Source organism: Actinomycetospora termitidis (genome assembly GCF_030286555.1).
GTDB lineage: Bacteria > Actinomycetota > Actinomycetes > Mycobacteriales > Pseudonocardiaceae > Actinomycetospora > Actinomycetospora termitidis.
Genome location: NZ_JASVWF010000001.1, coordinates 575,739 through 592,853, shown reverse-complemented (window position 1 = coordinate 592,853; position 17,115 = coordinate 575,739). Strand labels below are relative to the sequence as shown.

Here is a 17,115-nt window from a genome sequence, read left to right as displayed (position 1 = left end):
GGGTGATGTCATGCTGCGGCGGGCACCGGTTCGTCCGCGAAGCGGGCGGCGACCCGCTCCGCGCTCGCCCGGGCCCGGGCGGTCGTCGCCACGACTCCGACCACCCCGACGACCGCCGTCGCGAACACCACGACCGCCCAGGCCCGGGGCAGCCCGACGCCGAGCGACACCGTGGCCGCCACGACGGTCCCGCTGACCGCCACCCCGAACGTCTGGCCCACCTGACGGCTGGTCGAGGCGACCGCCGCGGCCACGCCGGCCTGGGCGCGCGGCATCCCGCTGACCGCGGTGTTCGTGATCGGCGGGTTGACCAGCCCGAAGCCGATCCCGAACACCCCGAAGGCCACGAGCAGCACCGGGGTCGGCGTCGTCGGGCCGACCTGCGTGAGCAGGACCGCGACGGCCGTCATCGCGATCCCGGCGCCGACCAGCGAGGGGCGCGAACCGCGGGTGCCGACCAGTCGCCCGGACAACGGCGCGCAGACCGTCGCCGTGACCGCCGCCGGCAGCAGCATCAGCCCGGCCCCGAGGGCGGAGAGCCCGCGCACGTCCTGCAGGTAGAGCGTGGAGAGGAACAGGAACGAGCCGAACGCGGCGAAGGCGCACACCGCGACCACGGTCGCGCCCGAGAACGGGACGCTTGCGAAGAAGCCGAGCTCGAGCAGCGGCTCCCGGCGGCGACGCTCCCAGGCCAGCAGGGCGACCAGCGCGACCAGGGCGGCGCCGCCGAGACCGAGGATGAGGCCCGAGGTCCAGCCCAGGCGGGGCGCCTCGATCACGGCCGTCGTCAGCGACCCGAGCAGGACCACGACGAGGACCTGGCCGACCGGGTCGGCCCGCCGGGCGTGCGCGGCCCGCGACTCCGGCACGAACCGGGCCGTCAGCACGATCGCGGCCAGCACCACCGGCACGTTCACCCAGAAGATCGCCCGCCACCCGACCGCCTCGGTCAGCACCCCGCCCAGCACCGGCCCGAGCCCGAGGGCGATCCCCACCACCGAGCCCCAGATGCCGATCGCGCGCGCCCGCTCCCGCGGATCGACGAAGACGTTCGTGACGATCGACAGCGCGATCGGGTTGAGCATCGTCCCGCCGGCCCCCTGCACGGCCCGCGCGGCGATCAGCCAGCCCACCGACGGCGCGAGGCTGCACAGCAGGGACCCGAGACCGAACACCGCGAGCCCGACCTGGAAGGTGCGCCGGCGCCCGACCCGGTCGCCGGTCGCCCCGGCGAGCATGAGGAAGCACGCGAGGACCAGCGTGTAGGCGTCGACCGTCCACTGCAGCTCCGTGATCGAGGCCGCCAGGTCGGTGCGGATCACCGGGAGCGCGACGTTGACGATCGTATTGTCCATCGAGACCACGAGCAGGCTCGTGCAGCAGATCGCGAGGACGAGCCACCGGTGCCGGGCACCGTCGCGGGGATCGTTCGCCATGGCAACGAGCGTAGGCGTGCCGCACCCCGGGGTAGGACGGGTCCGTGGCCGGAACCGCTGTCGTCATCACCACCACCGACTCCGACGACGAGGCCCAGCGGCTCGCGCGCGGCCTGGTCGAGGCCCGCCTCGCCGCCTGCGTGCAGATCGTCGGCCCGGTCCGCAGCGTGTTCCGCTGGGAGGGCTCGGTGTCGGTCGAGCCGGAGTACCAGCTCGTCGTGAAGACGACCCGGGTGCCGGAGGTGACCGAGTGGATCGTCGGGAATCACTCCTACGACGTGGCCGAGGTGGTCGCGCTGCCCGTCGTCGGCGGCCATGAGACGTATCTGACGTGGGTCGCGGACGAATCGTCCGGTTAGCCTGAGCAACGATGACCGTCACGGAAGCACCGGCCCTCCGGCGGGGCGACCCGGGCTTCCGGCGCATCTCGGTCGGGCTGCTGTTCGCCGGGTTCACGACGTTCGCGCTGCTCTACGCCTCGCAGCCGCTGCTGCCGCGGCTGGTCGAGGTCTTCGCGATCTCGCCCGGCACCGCGTCGCTGTCGGTGTCGGTCACCACCGGCGGGCTGGCCCTGGCCATCGTCCCGGCGTCGGCGCTCTCGGAACGGTGGGGACGGCGGCCGGTGATGCTGTGGTCCCTGACGGCGGCCGTGGTGCTGGGGCTGGCCGCGGCGGTGGCGCCGGCGCTGTGGCTGCTGCTAGTGCTGCGCGCCCTCGAGGGAGCCGCGCTCGCCGGGCTGCCGGCCGTGGGGATGGCCTACCTGGCCGACGAGATCGACGGCGGGCACCTCGGCGGCGTCATGGGGCTCTACATCGCCGGGAACTCGATCGGCGGCTTCGGCGGGCGGATCGTGGTGAGCGCGATCAACGACCTCACCGGGTCCTGGCGCCTCGCCCTCGGCGGCATCGCGGCGGTCTCCGCGGCGTGCCTCGTCGTGTTCTGGCTGGTGCTGCCGCCGTCGCGCCGGTTCACGCCCGGGCCGGTGGCGGCCTCGACCCTGCTCGCGGCGGCCCGGGACCACCTGGCCGACCCGGTCCTGCGACGACTGTTCGCCGTCGCACTGCTGCTCACCGGCACGTTCGTGTGCGCCTACAACTTCGTCGCCTTCCGGCTGCTCGCCCCGCCGTTCTCGCTGCCCGACCTGGTCGTCGGGTTCGTGTTCGTGCTCTACGCCGTCGGGACGGTGACGTCCTCGGTGGCGGGCCGCATCTCGGGTCGGTGGGGCTCGCGGACGACCGTGCTCGCCGCGTGCGGGGTCGCGGCCCTCGGCGCGGTGGCGATGCTGGCGCCCGTGCTCGCGCTGGTCGTCGGCGGCCTCGCCCTGCTGACGATCGGCTTCTTCGCCGGGCACGCGGTCGCCTCGGCGTGGGTCGGCCGGCGCGCCGAGCACGCCCGGGCCCTCGCCTCCGGGATGTACCTGTTCTCGTTCTACGTCGGCTCGTCGGTCGGCGGCACCCTCGGCGGCGTGGTGTTCGGCGCCGGGGGCTGGTCGGCGACGGTCGGGTTCCTCGTGCTGCTGCTCGCGGCGACCGTGGTCGTCGTGGTGCCACTGGGGCGGGAGCCCGCGGCACCGCCCGCTGAGCGAAGGGCCCCTTCCGTCGAGTAGACGGGCCGTGGGCGCCCTTCGCCACGAGCGGCCGCTCCCGGCCGTGGGCGCCCATGGTCGGCTCTTCCGACCGATGGGCCCCGTCGCTCGAAATCGGACACCGCCGCACGGCACACTCGGGACATGGACGCCGTCCTCGCGGGAGACAGCACGACGGACGGCGATGCCGACCTCGCGGCCGCACGCCAGGGGGACGCGTCGGCGTTCGACCGGTTGGTCGGACCGTTGCGCCGCGAGCTCCACGCGCACTGCTACCGGATGCTCGGGTCGGTCCACGACGCCGACGACGCGCTGCAGGACGCCCTGCTCCGCGCGTGGCGCGGGATCGCGCGCTTCGAGGGCCGCAGCACCGTGCGGTCCTGGCTCTACACCGTCGCCACCCGCACCTGCCTGGACCTGGCGGCGGCCCGCGGCCGGCGCGCCCTCCCGATGGACCTCGGGCCTGCGTCGCCGGAGCCCGTCGTCGACGACACCCCGGCCGAGGTCGCGTGGCTGACGCCCTACCCGGACGCCGCGCTCGCCGTCGAGGAACGCGAGTCCGTGGAGTTGGCGTTCGTCGCCGCGCTGCAGCACCTGCCCGGGAACCAGCGGGCGGCGCTGCTGCTGTTCGAGGTCCTCGGGTTCTCCGCCGCCGAGATCGCGACGACGATGGACACGTCCACGGCCTCGGTGAACTCCGCCCTGCAGCGGGCCCGGCGCATCGTCGCCGAGAAGGTCCCGCCGGTGTCGCAGGCACGGACGCTCACCGAGGTCGACGACGCACGGCTGCGGGCCGTCGTCGCCGGCTACGCGGCCGCGCTCGAGCAGGGCGACGCCGACCGGCTGGTGGCCCTGCTCACCGAGGACGTCACGTGGTCGATGCCGCCGCTGCCCGGCTGGTACTCCGGACACGCGGACGTCGACGCCTTCACCCGCGCGGTGCCCCTGGGCGACTGCGGCACCTGGCGCACGGTGGTGACCACCTCGAACGGCCAACCGGCCGTCGCGCTCTACCTCAACGGTCCCGCCGTCGCGCAGGGTGCCGAGGACGAGGCGTTCCGCGCCTGGTCGCTGACGGTGCTGACGCTGCGCGGCGACCGCATCGCCGGGCTGACCTCGTTCATCGGCCCGGAGCACTTCACGACGGCGGGTCTCCCGCTCGCGCTGGGCTGATCAGCGGCGGTCGTTGCTCTCGAGGTGCTCCTCGGACGCGGCCTCGCCGGCCGGGAACACCTCGGACACCTCCGGCTGGTCCGGCTCGGTGTTCACCCCGGTCAGCGGCGCGGCCGGGGGCACGACGGTCGACCGGTCGGTCTGGTTCTCGTTGCTCATGACGGAGTCCTTTCGTCGTCGAGGGACCCTGTCGGCTACCCGCGGAGTGGCCCGTGTCACCTCTCCGACCGGCCGGATCTCCGACGGCGCCCGAGCCGCCCGCCGACGACCGTGACCCGGGGAGAACGATGGGCGGCGTGGAGACGCGACTGTCGTTGGGCACCTGGCCGACCCCCGTCGAGCCGGCGCCCCGCCTGGCCATGGCACTCGGGCTCGGCCCGGACGACCTCGTCGTCAAGCGGGACGACCTCACCGGGCTCGGCGGCGGTGGCAACAAGGTGCGCAAGCTCGAGTACACTGTGGGTGCGGCGGTCGCGGACGGTGCCGACACCCTGGTCACCACCGGAGCGCCGCAGAGCAACCACGCCCGGCTGACCGCCGCGGCCGCGGCTCGGGCGGGGCTGAACGCGATCCTGGTGTTCCCCGGTGAGCCCGAGCCCGCGATCGGCAACCTGGTCCTCGACGCCCTGTTCGGCGCGCGGATCGTCTGGGCGGGCGACGTCGACCACGACGGCCTCGCGGGGACCGCGGCCGAGATCGCCGACTCACGTCCCGGCAACGTGCTGATCCCCTTCGGCGGGTCCAGCCCGGCCGGCGCCCTCGGGTACGTCGACGCCGGCCGCGAGCTCCGCGGGCAGGTCCCCGACCTCGACACGGTCGTGGTCGCACTCGGCTCCGGCGGCACGACGGCGGGTCTCGTCGCGGCCCTGGGCCCACGGGCCGTGCTCGCGGTGCACACCGGTGCGCTCGCCGACCCCCTCCCGGTGGTGACGGGCCTGCTCGACGGCCTGCCCGTCGCCCGCCCGATCCGGGCGGAAGAGCTGCGGCTGCGTCTCGACCAGGTCGGGCCCGGCTACGCGACACAGACCGACGCCGTCGCCGAGGCGATGCTCCTGGCCGCGCGCACCGAGGGCATCGTCCTGGACCCCGTCTACACCGGACGTGCCCTCGCCGGTCTCGTCGCCGCCGTCGCCGACGGCACCGTCCGACCGGGCGCCCGCACGGTGTTCCTGCACACCGGCGGGCTCCCGGGCCTCTTCGGTCACCCGCAGGCCCTCGCCCGCGCGGCCGACGGGGGCCTGGCCTGACCGCGGCTCAGCCCCGGGCGAGGTCGGCGAACCGGCTGTAGTGCAGCTGGTGCGCGATCGGGATCGTCGCGGTGGGCCCGTTGCGGTGCTTGGCCAGGATGATGTCGGCCTCGCCGGCTCGGGGGTCGTCGCGCTCGAAGGCGTCCGGGCGGTTGATCAGCATGACCATGTCCGCGTCCTGCTCCAGCGACCCGGACTCACGCAGGTCGGAGAGCTGCGGCTTCTTGTCGGTGCGCTGCTCGGGACCGCGGTTCAGCTGGCTCATCGCGACCAGCGGGATCTCCAGCTCCTTGGCCAGCAGCTTGAGCTGACGGGAGAACTCCGAGACCTCCTGCTGCCGGCTCTCGACCTTCTTGCCGGAGGTCATCAGCTGCATGTAGTCGAGGATGATCAACCGCAGGTCGTGGCGCTGCTTGAGCCGCCGGGCCTTCGCCCGGATCTCCATGATCGTCATGTTCGGCGAGTCGTCGATGAACAGCGGCGCCTCGGAGATCTCGCTCATCCGCCGGGCGAGCCGCGTCCAGTCGTCGTCGGTCATCGTGCCGGCGCGCATGTCGGCCAGGCGGATCTTCGCCTCGGCCGAGAGCATGCGCATGACGATCTCCGTCCGGCCCATCTCCAGCGAGAACACGCAGCTCGTGAGGCCGTGCTTGACGCTCGCCGAGCGGGCGAAGTCGAGTCCGAGCGTCGAGTTGTGCGTGGGCACCATCGCCCGGCCCGCGAGATACAGGTGGTCCGCGTTGTCCACCTCCACGCAGCGGACTGGCACGGAGTCGATCGGGCGGACGTCGGTGACGTAGCGTCGGCTCGTCCGGACGTCGGACGTCGCCCGGCTCCGCTCCTTGTGTGCGAGCCGCTTCCGCTCGAGCCGGAAGACCTGCTCGGTGGTGCTGAAGGTGACCAGATGGGCCGTGCTCGACGCCTCGGTACGCCCCCGGACGGCCTTCGTGGTGACCGAGCACCGGAATCCCAGCGAGGCCACGAGCTCCGCCACGTCGCGCGCGAGCCGCTCGTGGACGACCGCGAACTGGACGACACCCTTCGGCAGTACCGTGCCGTCGGAGTCCAGCAGGCCCGCGAGGAGAGCACGCCGCTGGGCCTCGGACGCGCGGAGGTAGGCGGCGGGGATGTGCTTGTCACCCAGCACACCGAGGGTGCGCAGACGCCCCTGCACGGTGCCGTGAGCGTGGTGACAGCTCTGGCACCGGACGAGACCGGACGTCGCGATGCCGCAGTCCGGGCAGGTCGGGACCGGAACCGGAGCCGAGACGAAGCGCGCCTTCCCACCACATGACTGCCCGCAGGTGCGCACCTGCGAGGTGGCCGGGACGAAGGCGGCCCCGCACACCTCGCAGGCTCGCTGGGCGGGCCCCGGGCCCACCGGCAGCCGCAGGCCGTAGCGCATCGGCGTACCCAGCTTCGGCGCGAGCAGCCCCTCGGCCTCGATCAGGGCCGCGACCTCCGGGTCCGCGCTGGTGAAGCTCGCAGCGTCGGTCGTGCCGTCGCCGAGCCAGATGCCGAGGGCGTAGGGCGGCACGAGCAGCTCCTGTTCGGGGAGCTGCAGGGCGCGGCAGGTGTCCACGGAGTGGTTGAGGCGGGCGTCGGCCGTCGGGGTGCGCAGGGTGGCCGCGATCTCCTCGGTGGTGCGCACGCCGGCCGGGACGCGCGCCGAGCGACGGGAGGCCCGGGTGTCGGTCAGCCACTGGTGCTGCGCGTCCGCGACGATCACGGTGCCGTCGGAGAACGTCACCTCGTAGCACGGGCGCCCGACCATCACCTCGGTCGCCGCCATGACCCGGGTCGGGCGGCCGTCGGCGTCGATGAGCTCGTCGCCGACGGCGACATCGCCCATCGTGGTCCAGCCCGTCGGGGTCGCGAGCGGGGTGTCCAGCGCGAGTGCCTTCCCGATACCCGGGCGCGCCGCCACGATGATCATCTGCCCGGCGTGCAGACCGTTCGTGACGTCGTCGAGGTCGGCGAACCCGGTCGGCACACCGAACGAGACGCCGCCCCGCGAGGCGATGGCGTCGATCTCGTCCATCGTCGGCTGCAGGACGTCCTCGAGGGCCACGTAGTCCTCGGTGACGCGCCGGTCGGTGACCTCGTAGACGGCGGCCTGGGCGCGGTCGACGATGTCGTCGGTGTCGGCGCCGTCCCCGCCGTGGTAGCCGAGCTGGACGATGCGCGTCCCCGCCTCGACCAGGCGCCGCAGGACGGCGCGGTCGGCCACGATCTCGGCGTAGTACGAGGCGTTCGCCGCCGTGGGCACGCTCGCGATCAGCGTGTGCAGGTACGGCGCACCGCCGACCCGCAGGAGCTCGCCGCGCCGCTCGAGGTCGGCGGAGACGGTGACCGCGTCCGCCGGCTCGCCGCGGCCGTACAGGTCGAGGACGCACTCGTAGACCGTCTGGTGGGCGGGCCGGTAGAAGTCGTCCGGCTTGAGCAGCTCGATGACGTCGGCGATCGCGTCCTTGCTCAGCAGGACGGCGCCGAGCACGGACTGCTCGGCCGCGATGTCCTGCGGGGGCTGCCGGTCGAACTCCGGGCGCCCCTCGCCGTCACCGGACCGGGACCGCCCACCGCCGTAGCCGCCGTCGCGCCCGCCCGCGCCCCGCTCGTCGAGCACCGCCACCGATTGCTCCTCCCACCGTCTGCGACCGGACCTCCGGGCCCGTCGAACACACGTTCGCACGAGGGTCCGACAGTCACCGCCGCCCACCGCCGACGCGCACGCTAGGGCCGCCGCCCCGGGCACCGGTAGGCGGTGGTGTGCACGTCCCTGTTGATGGGCTGGGGACCGATCACGATGCACAGGCACCCGTGGTGGGCACACCTGGGGACAACCTGTTGGCAAGTCGCCCGGATTCGGCGTCCGTGCAGGTCAGCGCGATGTGCATGCTGGGGACAACAAGTGGATCGGCATGTCGCCGCACGATCGTTTTCGGCGTGTCGCGACACGCTCACCCTCCGTCGAGACGACCGGCCGACACCGCGCGGCGGACGGCCCGGTGACGCGCGGGTGACCTCTCGGCGCACCGTCACCGTCTCGTCCACAGGGTGTGAGGGAGACCTTGAGACCAGCTGCCGATCGGCGGCCGGGCCCGGACACACGTCGGGCCCCGGACCGACGACGCGGTCCGGGGCCCGAGGTGGGTGGTGCGGTGGGGCCTAGGTGCCCTGCACGGCCAACGGGAGCTCGACCCGGACGTCCGGGTGGAGCCGGACGTGGACCGAGTGCGACCCGGTGGTCTTGATGTGCCCGGAGATCTCGACCAGACGCTTGTCGAGGTTCGGCCCGCCCGCGGTCTTCACCGCGGTCACGATGTCGGCCGGGCTGACCGAGCCGAACAGCCGACCGCCCTCGCCGGCGGCCTTGGCCGAGACGGTGACCTTGCCGAGCTCCTGGATCTCGCCGGCGACCTCGCGGGCGTGGTCCAGGTCGCGGATCCGCTTGCCCTCCTGGGTGCGGCGGATCGTCTCGACCTGCTTCATCGCGCCACGGGTGGCGACGATCGCCAGCCCGCGGGGCAGCAGGAAGTTGCGCCCGTAGCCGTCCTTGACGTCCACGAGGTCTCCGGGGCCACCGAGGTTGGCGACGTCGGCGGTGAGGATGAGCTTCATCGCGTGGGTCCCCTTCCTCAGCGCGCGGTCGACGTGTAGGGCAGCAGCGCCATCTCACGCGAGTTCTTCACGGCGACGGCGACGTCCCGCTGGTGCTGCGAGCAGTTGCCCGAGACCCGGCGGGCGCGGATCTTGCCGCGGTCCGAGATGTACTTGCGGAGGAGGTTGGTGTCCTTGTAGTCGATCAGCTGGTTCTTGTCCTTGCAGAACGCGCAGACCTTCTTCTTGGGCTTGCGCACCGGCGGCTTCGCCATGGTGTCTCTGTCTCCTGGTCTAAATCTGGGGAATCAGAAGGGGGGCTCGTCGTCGTACCCGCCGGCGCCGGACGAACCGGCCGCGGGCGCGGAGGCCCAGGGGTCGTCGGCCGGGCCGGACTGGCCGCCGCCGTACCCACCGCCGCCGCCGGAGTAGCCGCCGCCGTTCCCGGCGCCGTAGCCACCCCCGCCGCCACCCTGCCCACCGCCGGAGCGGCTGGCCTTGGTGACCGACGCGGTCGCGTACCGCAGCGAGGGGCCGACCTCGTCGACCTCCAGCTCGATGACGGTGCGCTTCTCCCCTTCACGGGTCTCGAACGAACGCTGCTTGAGTCGGCCCTGCACGATCACCCGCGCACCGCGGGTCAGCGACTCGGCGACGTTCTCCGCCGCCTGTCGCCAGATGTTGCAGCGCAGGAACAGGGCTTCCCCGTCCTTCCACTCGCCGCTCTGGCGGTCGAAGGTGCGGGGGGTCGACGCGACGGTGAAGTTCGCGACGGCGGCGCCGGACGGCGTGAACCGCAGCTCCGGGTCGGCGGTGAGGTTGCCGACCACGGTGATGACGGTGTCGCCAGCCATCAGCTCGCGCCGGCCTTGCCCCGGCGCGTCGCGGCGGCCGGGTCGCGGCGCATGACCTTGGTGCGGAGCACCGACTCGTTCAGCGCGAGCTGCCGGTCCATCTCCTTGATGGTCTTCGGCTCGCAGTTGACGTCGAGGACGGCGTAGATGCCCTCGGCGTTCTTCTCGATCTCGTAGGCGAGACGTCGACGGCCCCAGACCTCGACGTTCTCGACGGTGCCGCCGTCCTTGCGGATGACGTTGAGGAACGTCTCCAGGGACGGGGCGACGGTGCGCTCGTCGAGACTGGGCTCGAGGATGACGACCATTTCGTAGTGGCGCACGAGTACCACTCACCTCCTATGGACTGGTGGCCACGGACGATCCGTGGCAGGAGGGAACTCGGTCCGCCCAGTCTACGGGCGGGCCCGCATACGACGACGGGCGGGCCGGGGAAGACCCCGACCCGCCCGTTGACGACCCTCGTGGGTCCCGACGCAGCTCAGCGGCGCGTGGTTCCCATCATCTCGGTCTCGTCCGCCTCGGGACGGGCGACCGGGAAGCCGACCGCCGGCGACTGCGGGGCGTCCCCGTGCACGGCGGTGAGCTCCTCCATCGCCGCCGCGGTGTACTCGTCGTCGTCCTCCGGCTCCTTCGTGACGACGGGTGCGACGGCGGGTGCGGCACCCGCCGACGAGCCCGCCGCCGCGGCGCGCCGCAGGACCATGGAGCGGACGACGAAGGCGGCCACACCGGCGAGCGCCAGGACCGCGATCATCACCGGCACGCCCATGCCACCGGACAGACCGTCGACCGGCAGGGCCTGGACCTGGCTGGCGGTGGTCACGGCGCTGGCCGGGTCGTAGCCGAGGTAGGCGGGCGCCCCCGCCTTGAGGCCGGGGAACGCCGAACCGAGCAGCTGGCCGGGGTCGTAGGCCGGGAGCCCGGCGGGCGCCGACCCGGGTGCCGTGGCGCCGAGGAACGACGAGGGCAGCGCGTTGAACGACGGCGCGAACGCGGGAGCGGCCGCGGCGAGCGCGGCCGGGGGCAGCGCGGGGGCCGGCGCGGCGGCGACCAGCGGGGCGGGCGGCGCGACGGCCGCGGCCGTCGGCGCGGTCGCGGCGGCGGTCTGCTTCGGCGCGCCGTTGCCGAGCACCTTCGCGGTGCCCTGCTCGGCGGCGGCCGCCAGCGGTGCGGCCTGCGGCACGGCCGCGGCGACACCCGCCGTCACCGGCTCGACGAGCTGGACCTGCACCGAGCAGAGCAGCCCGGTCAGCGGCTTCGTGATCGACTGCAGTGGCCCGGCCGCCTCGGTGATCGGCACCAGGAACGGCAGACCCAGCGGCGGGCTCACCTTCACGGTGTCACCCGCCTCGGCCTTGACCGTCTGGCCGCAGCGGGCCGGGACGACGTCGCCCGGCGCGGCCGGAGCCGCGGACGCCACGCCACCTCCGAGCAGCAGGGCGCCGGTGAGGACACCTCCGGCCGCAGCCACCGACACCAGACGCGAGAACCGCGCACCCATCAGATCGGACCCCTTCTCACAACGACGCTGCCCGGCCGTCCCGGTCCACCGACACGCATGCCCCGTGCGGCGTCGTGGAGGGAGCGACGAGAACCCCAACGACGCACTGCTCCGGAGGTGACGCGACCATCACCGGACCGTCACGGTCAGGCGACGGCGGGTGCGGACCGGCCTGGGCCGGCCGGGCTCAATCGCGCCCGGATCGGGTGGCGACGGCGGGTGGACGGTCGCTCGTGGCCGGGGCCGGGCCGGCCCCGCGGCGTCGGTCGAACCAGGCGGCGTCGGGGGCACCGTCGAGCACCCCGCCGTCGGGGTCGGCGCCCGGGCGCACCGGCCCGGGTCGCCCGGCCCGCCGTCGCACCGGGTCGAGCTCGGGCCGGAGCACGGTCCGCACGATCAGGACCGCGACCGCCACGACCGCCAGGTCGCGCAGCAGCACCGCCCCGTGGAACCAGGGCGCGGGCAGGCCCTTGTTGTTCGTGCCGAGGTAGTAGTACATCCGCGGCACCCACACGAACGCGTCCAGCGCCATCCACGCGAGCAGCGGCTTCCAGCGCGGGTACGCGAGCACCGCCAGCGGGATCAGCCACAGCGAGTACTGCGGGCTCCACACCTTGTTCGTCAGCAGGAACGCCGCGACGACGAGGAACGCGATCGACGCCAGGCGGGGCCGGGTGGGCGCCCGCCACACCAGGACCGCGACGGCGACGCAGCAGAGCGCGAACAGCACGGCGGTCACCGCATTCAGCACGCTCGGGGTCTGCCCGCTCGCGAGCGTGCCGTCGAACCCCGGCCACCCCGTGGACGCGGAGACGATGTTGTAGATCGAGTCGGGATCCGCCGCCCGGGTGGAGTTGAGGCGGAAGAACTCCCACCACCCGGTCGGCGCCAGGACCGCGACCGGCCCGTTGACCACCGCCCAGGACGCCAGCCCGGTCACCGTCACGACCCACCACGGGCGCATCCGGCCCGCCCGCAGGCACAGCAGGAGCAGCGGGAAGAGCAGGAAGAGCGGGTAGAGCTTGGCCGCGGCGCCCAGCCCGAGCAGCACGCCCGCCAGCCCGGGCCGTCGTCGGGACCAGGCGAGCATCCCCAGCGTCGCCCCGGCAACCGCGAGGGTGTCGAAGTTGGTGAACGCGTGCACCGCCACCAGAGGGGACGTGGCCGCGATCGCGGCGTCCCACGGCCGGCCAGGACGCAGCCGCACCATCGCCCAGATCACGCCGAGCCACGCCAGCGCCAGCCAGAACGCCGAGAGGTCGAAGTAGACGACCACCGGGAGCGCGGAGGGCAGCCCGACGGCGAGCCAGCCGGCGGTCAGGCGCGCGTTGGCCCACTGGAAGAACCCGGTGAGCACCGGGTACTCCATGTACCGGACCTGCGTGGTGCCGTCGTCGCGCTGGTCGACCCAGTTCGTCACGTACGGCACGCCGCCGGCGTCGAGCCGCTCGGCGGTGTAGAGCGGGACGGTGTCCGAGTAGCACATCGCGACGTACTGGCGGCTGTCACGCCAGTCGAGCTGGAGCTGCCCGGAGTCGTCCACGTACTGCTGCAGGCACGGGGACTTCGCGAACCAGCCCAGCGCGAGCACGATCGTCGCGAGGAGCAGCACGACCCGCAGCGGCGTGAAGAACGCGGCCCGCCCGACGACGGCGTGTGCCCCCATCGGGCCGCCGACGCTCGCGCTCGCGGCCCGCACGAACCCGTCGTCGTGCGCGGGCAGCACGCGCGACTCGGCGTCCAGCGACTCCGGGTCGTGTGCGCGGCTGCGCGTCGGCGGGGCGTCAGCGGACACGCGGGTCAGCCACCGCCGCCACGATCGCCGAAGATGTCCCCGAAGCCGCCGCCGTCACCGCCGTTGTCGGGCTGGTTGCCGTTCCCGCCGTTGTCCCCGTTGTTGTTGCCGTTCTGGCCGTTGTTCTGGCCGTCGCCGTTCTGCCCGTTGTTGCCGTTGTTCTGGCCGTTGCCGTTGTCGCCGTTGTTCCCGTTCTGCCCGTCCCCGTAGTTCACGCACACCCCGTCGACGCAGTACTGGCCGTTGTTCTGGCCGTCCGGGTTGTTCGGATCGGGCGTGGGGGTGGCGGGCGCGGGCGGGGCCGGCGGGGTGCCGATCGCCTTGAAGTCGGAGAACTGCTCCACCGGCTCGCTGCGCAGGGCCTGGTTCATGAACCGCTGCCAGATCTGGCCCGGCACGCCGCGGCCGTAGATCGGCTTGCCGTTGGAGGTCTTGATCGGCGAGTTGTCGTCCGTGCCGACCCAGACCGCCGTGGACATCTGCGGGGTGTACCCGACGGTCCAGGCGTCGTTGTTCTGGCCCTCCTGGGACGACTGCACGGTGCCGGTCTTGGTCGCCACCGGTCGGCCGCCGGACAGGCCGATCTGGGAGTGCGACGCCACGTCGAGCATGGACTCCGTGACGTTGCGCGCGAGCTGCTGGCTCATCCGCTGCTCGACCGCGGGGACCCCGCCGTCGTAGAGGATCCGGCCGTCCGCGGTCGTCACGCGCGTCACCATGTGCGGGCGGTGGTACTGGCCGTCGGCGGCGAAGGTCGCGTAGGCGGACGCCATGTCGCCCGGGCGGACCTCCTTGTCACCGATCGAGATACCGCCGGTGGCGCCCTCGAGCGGGGCCGACACGCCCGCCTGGTGCGCGGCGTCGGCGACCTTCTGCGGTCCGACGTCCACACCCAGCTGGTAGAAGACGGTGTTGATCGACAGCGTCATCGCCGTCTTCAGGTCGCAGTTCGCGCAGCTCTCGCCCTCGGAGTTCGCGATCTTCGTGCCGGCGATCTCCCTCGGGGACGACCCGTCGTAGGTCTTGCCCAGGCCGATCGGCGGGTTCTGCTCGAGGCCGGCGAGCAGGACGAAGGGCTTGAACGACGAACCCGGCTGCCGCCTGGCCTGCGCGTAGTCGAACCCGGAGCCGTCCTTGCCGCCGTAGTAGGCCTTGATCGCCCCGGTCTCCGGCTCGACCGAGACCAGCGACGTCCGCAGGTTCGCCGGCTGGCCCTGCAGGGTCTTCACCGCCGCGTCCGCGGCCTGCTGCTGGAGCTTCGGGTCGACCGTGGTCTCGACCTTGAGGCCCTCCTGGTTCACCTGCTGCTCGGTGATGCCGTAGGAGGCGAGCTCGTCCTTCACCGCCGACACGATGTGGCCGCGGTCGTTGTCCGGGATGCCGGACCGGCGCTGCGAGGGCGGGATCGTCGTCGGGAACACCGCGGCCTGCCGGTCGGCGCGCGCGAGCCAGTTCTGGGCGACCATGCCGTCCAGGACGTAGTTCCAGCGCTGCTCCGACCCGCCCCGGTCGACGGCGGGGTCCCACTTCGAGGGGGCCTGGATCAGCCCGGCGAGCATCGCGCCCTCGGACGGGTTCAACGTCGCGACGTCGCGGCCGAAGTAGGCCTGCGACGCCGCCTGGATGCCGTACGCCCCGCGGCCGAAGTAGATCGTGTTCAGGTAGTTCTCGAGGATCTGCTCCTTCGACTGCTCCTGGTTGATCTTGGCCGCGATCACGACCTCGCGGTACTTGCGCCAGTACGAGTACTCGTCGCCCACCAGCACGTTCTTGACGTACTGCTGGGTGATCGTCGACCCGCCGCCGACCCCGCCCTGCGCCTGGTTCCACGCGGCGCGGGCGATGCCGATCGGGTCGAAGCCGTAGTTGGTGTAGAAGCTCCGGTCCTCCGCCGAGGCCACGGCGTGCTGCACGGGGAGCGGCACCTGGGAGAGCGGGACCTTGATCCGGTTGCCCTCGGCCTGCGTCAGGCTCGCCATCGACGAGCCGTCGGCGTACGAGATCGTCGCCACCTGGTTGTTCGTCGCGTCGTCCGGGCTGGGGATCCGGAAGAAGATCCAGCCGATCGCGAAGGCCAGGATCGGGCCCAGCACGAGCAGGCCGACGAGCACGTAGATCACGCGGCGGATGCGGCGCTTCCGGCGCTTCGGGTCGGGCTGGTCGTCGTCGCCGTCGGTGCCCCGCGGCGGCGTGCCCGGCGGCGGGGTGCGCGTGCCGCTGCGGCCCGGCGCGGCCGTGCCCTGCACGACCTCCGTCGCGGCGGTCGGGGCCGTGCCGGGGCGGGCGCCCGTCCGGGTCGCGGCGTTCGCGCGGGTGGGAGCGGCCGTGGCCGCGGTCACCAGCGGGCGCGACGCGTCGTGGGTCAGCAGCCGCGGCTCGGGCCGCTGCTCCCCACCGGGCCGGCGCGGGTCGGGGAAGGGACCGCCGACGCGGGTCCCCTCCGGCCCGTTCCCGACGGCGGGTGGCGGCGACTCGGACCCGTGGCGTCCGGTGGTGCGGGTCGGCGCCGGGGGCGGCGCGCCCTGCGGGCCGCGGGGAGGCGGTGCGTCGGGGCGGCGGCCGTTCGGCCCGGGCGGCGGTCCGGGGGGTGCGGCCGTCCAGCCTGGTGGGAGGTTGCGCTGCGCCGGACGGGGCGGGGCGGCGGGCCCCGGGGACGGGGGCGCGGAGCCACCGACGGGACGACGGTCTCCTCGACGGTCGTCGGTCACGTGGCGCCTCCAGGAACAGCTCGGACGGCTCTGCCGGTCGCGGACTCCGTCGGCCTCACGCCCGCCGTGGCGACGTCAGGGCGAGGCCGTCCGACGCCGACGGCGGCCCGAGCCCGAGGCGTCGTCCGCTCCCAAGACGTAGGACTGTACGAGGTGGTTCCACCGGCACGTGCGGCAGACCTCCACGACGTGCACCGTGAACTCCCCGGCCGCGTCGTCCAACCGAGCGATCTCGTCGGCCGAACGGGCGGATCCGGACACCGGACCGAGCCGGTCCCCGAACACCCACGAGACGTTGGTCAGCTCCTCGCGCCGGCAGATCGGGCACGGCGTCGTCGTCGGCAGCCCGTGGTACGAGGCGGCCTGGAGCAGGTAGGCCCCGGCGTCGCAGGCGTCGTCGGTGGAGGTGCGTCCGGCGGCGACGTCGGCGAGGTGCGCGCGCCGCTGCAACGCGTAGTCGACGACCTGCCGGGGGTTCCGCACGCGATCCAGCGTAGCCAGCGGGACGGCCGGGCGCGCCGGGTGCGTTGTGACGAGATCGTCGGCGACGAGGTCCCGATGTATCGGCGCGATATGATCGCGGGTCGGAACGCGCCGAGGGGAAGGGGACGACGGTGCTCGAGCTCGCGGTCCTCGGACTCCTGCGTGAGACCCCGATGCACGGCTACGAACTGCGCAAACAGCTCCACGCGCGGCTCGGGTCGTTCCGGCCGTTCTCGTGGGGTTCGCTGTACCCGACCCTGCGCCGTCTGCAACGCGCCGCGCTGATCGCGGAGCAGGAGCCGGTGGCCACCACCTCCGGCACGGGGTGGGGACGCCAGGGACGGCGCAGCCGCCGGGTCTACGAGATCACGGCCGAGGGCAAGGACCGGCTCGACGAGCTGCTCGGCGAGTCCGGTCCGCAGGCGTACGACGACGACGGGTTCGGCGTCCACCTGGCCTTCTTCTCCCGCACCCCCGCCGAGGTGCGGATGCGCATCCTGGAGGGACGCCGACGTCGTGTCGAGGAGCGGCGCGACGGCCTGCGGTCGACGATGACCCGGGCCGGCGAACAGATCGACCGGTACACCCGCGAGCTGCACCGCCTCGGACTGGACACCACCGAGCGCGAGGTGCGGTGGCTCGACGAGCTCATCGACCACGAGCGGTCGCTGGGCCGGGGCACCGACGAACCGACGGGCTGACGACCCGCCGTCGTGAGCGATACATCGAA

At 73.4% G+C, this 17,115-nt stretch carries 16 protein-coding genes; 5 read left to right on the top strand and 11 right to left on the bottom strand.

The window, feature by feature from the left end:
• Positions 1-8: 8 nt before the first annotated feature.
• Positions 9-1,436 carry an MFS transporter gene (locus tag QRT03_RS02925; protein ID WP_286050966.1) on the bottom strand — a complete coding sequence of 476 codons (1,428 nt, stop codon included), beginning with the start codon at positions 1,434-1,436 and terminating at the stop codon, positions 9-11.
• Between the two features lie 44 nt (positions 1,437-1,480).
• Here QRT03_RS02925 and cutA point away from each other — a divergent pair, with 44 nt between their 5' ends.
• From cutA to QRT03_RS02910, 3 genes are all read left to right on the top strand, one after another.
• Positions 1,481-1,795 (top strand): divalent-cation tolerance protein CutA, encoded by a 315-nt coding sequence (cutA, locus tag QRT03_RS02920; RefSeq protein ID WP_286050963.1) that lies wholly within the window; start codon positions 1,481-1,483, stop codon positions 1,793-1,795.
• An 11-nt stretch (positions 1,796-1,806) separates the two neighbouring features.
• The gene (locus tag QRT03_RS02915; protein ID WP_286050962.1) at positions 1,807-3,042 is read left to right on the top strand and encodes an MFS transporter; all 1,236 of its coding nucleotides are present in this window, start codon (positions 1,807-1,809) and stop codon (positions 3,040-3,042) included.
• Positions 3,043-3,165: 123 nt separating this feature from the next.
• A complete protein-coding gene (locus QRT03_RS02910; RefSeq protein ID WP_286050961.1) occupies positions 3,166-4,194 on the top strand; it encodes a sigma-70 family RNA polymerase sigma factor in 1,029 nt (342 codons plus the stop codon).
• On the opposite strand, the gene QRT03_RS02905 is transcribed toward QRT03_RS02910, so the two are convergent.
• Positions 4,195-4,353, bottom strand: a complete 159-nt coding sequence (locus QRT03_RS02905) for a hypothetical protein (protein WP_286050960.1) — start codon at positions 4,351-4,353, stop codon at positions 4,195-4,197. It lies immediately after the preceding gene.
• A 137-nt stretch (positions 4,354-4,490) separates the two neighbouring features.
• On the opposite strand from QRT03_RS02905, the gene QRT03_RS02900 reads away from it, so the two are divergent.
• The gene (locus tag QRT03_RS02900) at positions 4,491-5,441 is read left to right on the top strand and encodes a pyridoxal-phosphate dependent enzyme (RefSeq protein ID WP_286050959.1); all 951 of its coding nucleotides are present in this window, start codon (positions 4,491-4,493) and stop codon (positions 5,439-5,441) included.
• 7 nt (positions 5,442-5,448) lie between these two features.
• On the opposite strand, the gene dnaB is transcribed toward QRT03_RS02900, so the two are convergent.
• From dnaB to QRT03_RS02855, 9 genes are all read right to left on the bottom strand, one after another.
• Positions 5,449-8,073, bottom strand: a complete 2,625-nt coding sequence (gene dnaB, locus QRT03_RS02895) for a replicative DNA helicase (RefSeq protein ID WP_286050957.1) — start codon at positions 8,071-8,073, stop codon at positions 5,449-5,451.
• A 536-nt stretch (positions 8,074-8,609) separates the two neighbouring features.
• On the bottom strand, positions 8,610-9,062 hold the full coding sequence (gene rplI / locus QRT03_RS02890) for a 50S ribosomal protein L9 (RefSeq protein WP_286050956.1): 453 nt from the start codon (positions 9,060-9,062) through the stop codon (positions 8,610-8,612).
• A gap of 17 nt (positions 9,063-9,079) precedes the next feature.
• The gene (rpsR, locus tag QRT03_RS02885; RefSeq protein WP_018330393.1) at positions 9,080-9,316 is read right to left on the bottom strand and encodes a 30S ribosomal protein S18; all 237 of its coding nucleotides are present in this window, start codon (positions 9,314-9,316) and stop codon (positions 9,080-9,082) included.
• A gap of 33 nt (positions 9,317-9,349) precedes the next feature.
• Positions 9,350-9,895, bottom strand: coding sequence for a single-stranded DNA-binding protein (locus tag QRT03_RS02880; RefSeq protein ID WP_286050954.1), 546 nt, complete (start codon positions 9,893-9,895; stop codon positions 9,350-9,352).
• Positions 9,895-10,227 carry a 30S ribosomal protein S6 gene (gene rpsF / locus QRT03_RS02875; RefSeq protein WP_286050952.1) on the bottom strand — a complete coding sequence of 111 codons (333 nt, stop codon included), beginning with the start codon at positions 10,225-10,227 and terminating at the stop codon, positions 9,895-9,897. The genes QRT03_RS02880 and rpsF overlap by 1 nt, the downstream gene beginning before the upstream one ends.
• A 149-nt stretch (positions 10,228-10,376) precedes the next feature.
• Positions 10,377-11,399, bottom strand: coding sequence for a hypothetical protein (locus QRT03_RS02870; protein WP_286050950.1), 1,023 nt, complete (start codon positions 11,397-11,399; stop codon positions 10,377-10,379).
• Positions 11,400-11,586: 187 nt separating this feature from the next.
• Entirely contained in the window at positions 11,587-13,194 is a 1,608-nt protein-coding gene (locus tag QRT03_RS02865) for a glycosyltransferase family 87 protein (protein WP_286050949.1), read from the bottom strand.
• Between the two features lie 5 nt (positions 13,195-13,199).
• Positions 13,200-15,902: a transglycosylase domain-containing protein gene (locus QRT03_RS02860; RefSeq protein WP_286050948.1), complete on the bottom strand. Its 2,703-nt coding sequence runs from the start codon at positions 15,900-15,902 to the stop codon at positions 13,200-13,202.
• 75 nt (positions 15,903-15,977) lie between these two features.
• Entirely contained in the window at positions 15,978-16,385 is a 408-nt protein-coding gene (locus QRT03_RS02855) for a DUF5318 family protein (protein WP_286050947.1), read from the bottom strand.
• Between the two features lie 131 nt (positions 16,386-16,516).
• On the opposite strand from QRT03_RS02855, the gene QRT03_RS02850 reads away from it, so the two are divergent.
• Positions 16,517-17,086, top strand: a complete 570-nt coding sequence (locus tag QRT03_RS02850) for a PadR family transcriptional regulator (protein ID WP_286050946.1) — start codon at positions 16,517-16,519, stop codon at positions 17,084-17,086.
• Positions 17,087-17,115 lie beyond the last annotated feature (29 nt).

Bases quoted from the DNA above. Each gene is read 5' to 3' on its own strand.
- QRT03_RS02925 (WP_286050966.1), bottom strand. From the start codon at position 1,436: ATGGCGAACGATCCCCGCGACGGTGCCCGGCACCGGTGGCTCGTCCTC.
- QRT03_RS02880 (WP_286050954.1), bottom strand. From the start codon at position 9,895: ATGGCTGGCGACACCGTCATCACCGTGGTCGGCAACCTCACCGCCGAC.
- QRT03_RS02870 (WP_286050950.1), bottom strand. From the start codon at position 11,399: ATGGGTGCGCGGTTCTCGCGTCTGGTGTCGGTGGCTGCGGCCGGAGGT.
- rpsR (WP_018330393.1), bottom strand. From the start codon at position 9,316: ATGGCGAAGCCGCCGGTGCGCAAGCCCAAGAAGAAGGTCTGCGCGTTC.
- QRT03_RS02915 (WP_286050962.1), top strand. From the start codon at position 1,807: ATGACCGTCACGGAAGCACCGGCCCTCCGGCGGGGCGACCCGGGCTTC.
- QRT03_RS02905 (WP_286050960.1), bottom strand. From the start codon at position 4,353: ATGAGCAACGAGAACCAGACCGACCGGTCGACCGTCGTGCCCCCGGCC.
- QRT03_RS02910 (WP_286050961.1), top strand. From the start codon at position 3,166: ATGGACGCCGTCCTCGCGGGAGACAGCACGACGGACGGCGATGCCGAC.
- rplI (WP_286050956.1), bottom strand. From the start codon at position 9,062: ATGAAGCTCATCCTCACCGCCGACGTCGCCAACCTCGGTGGCCCCGGA.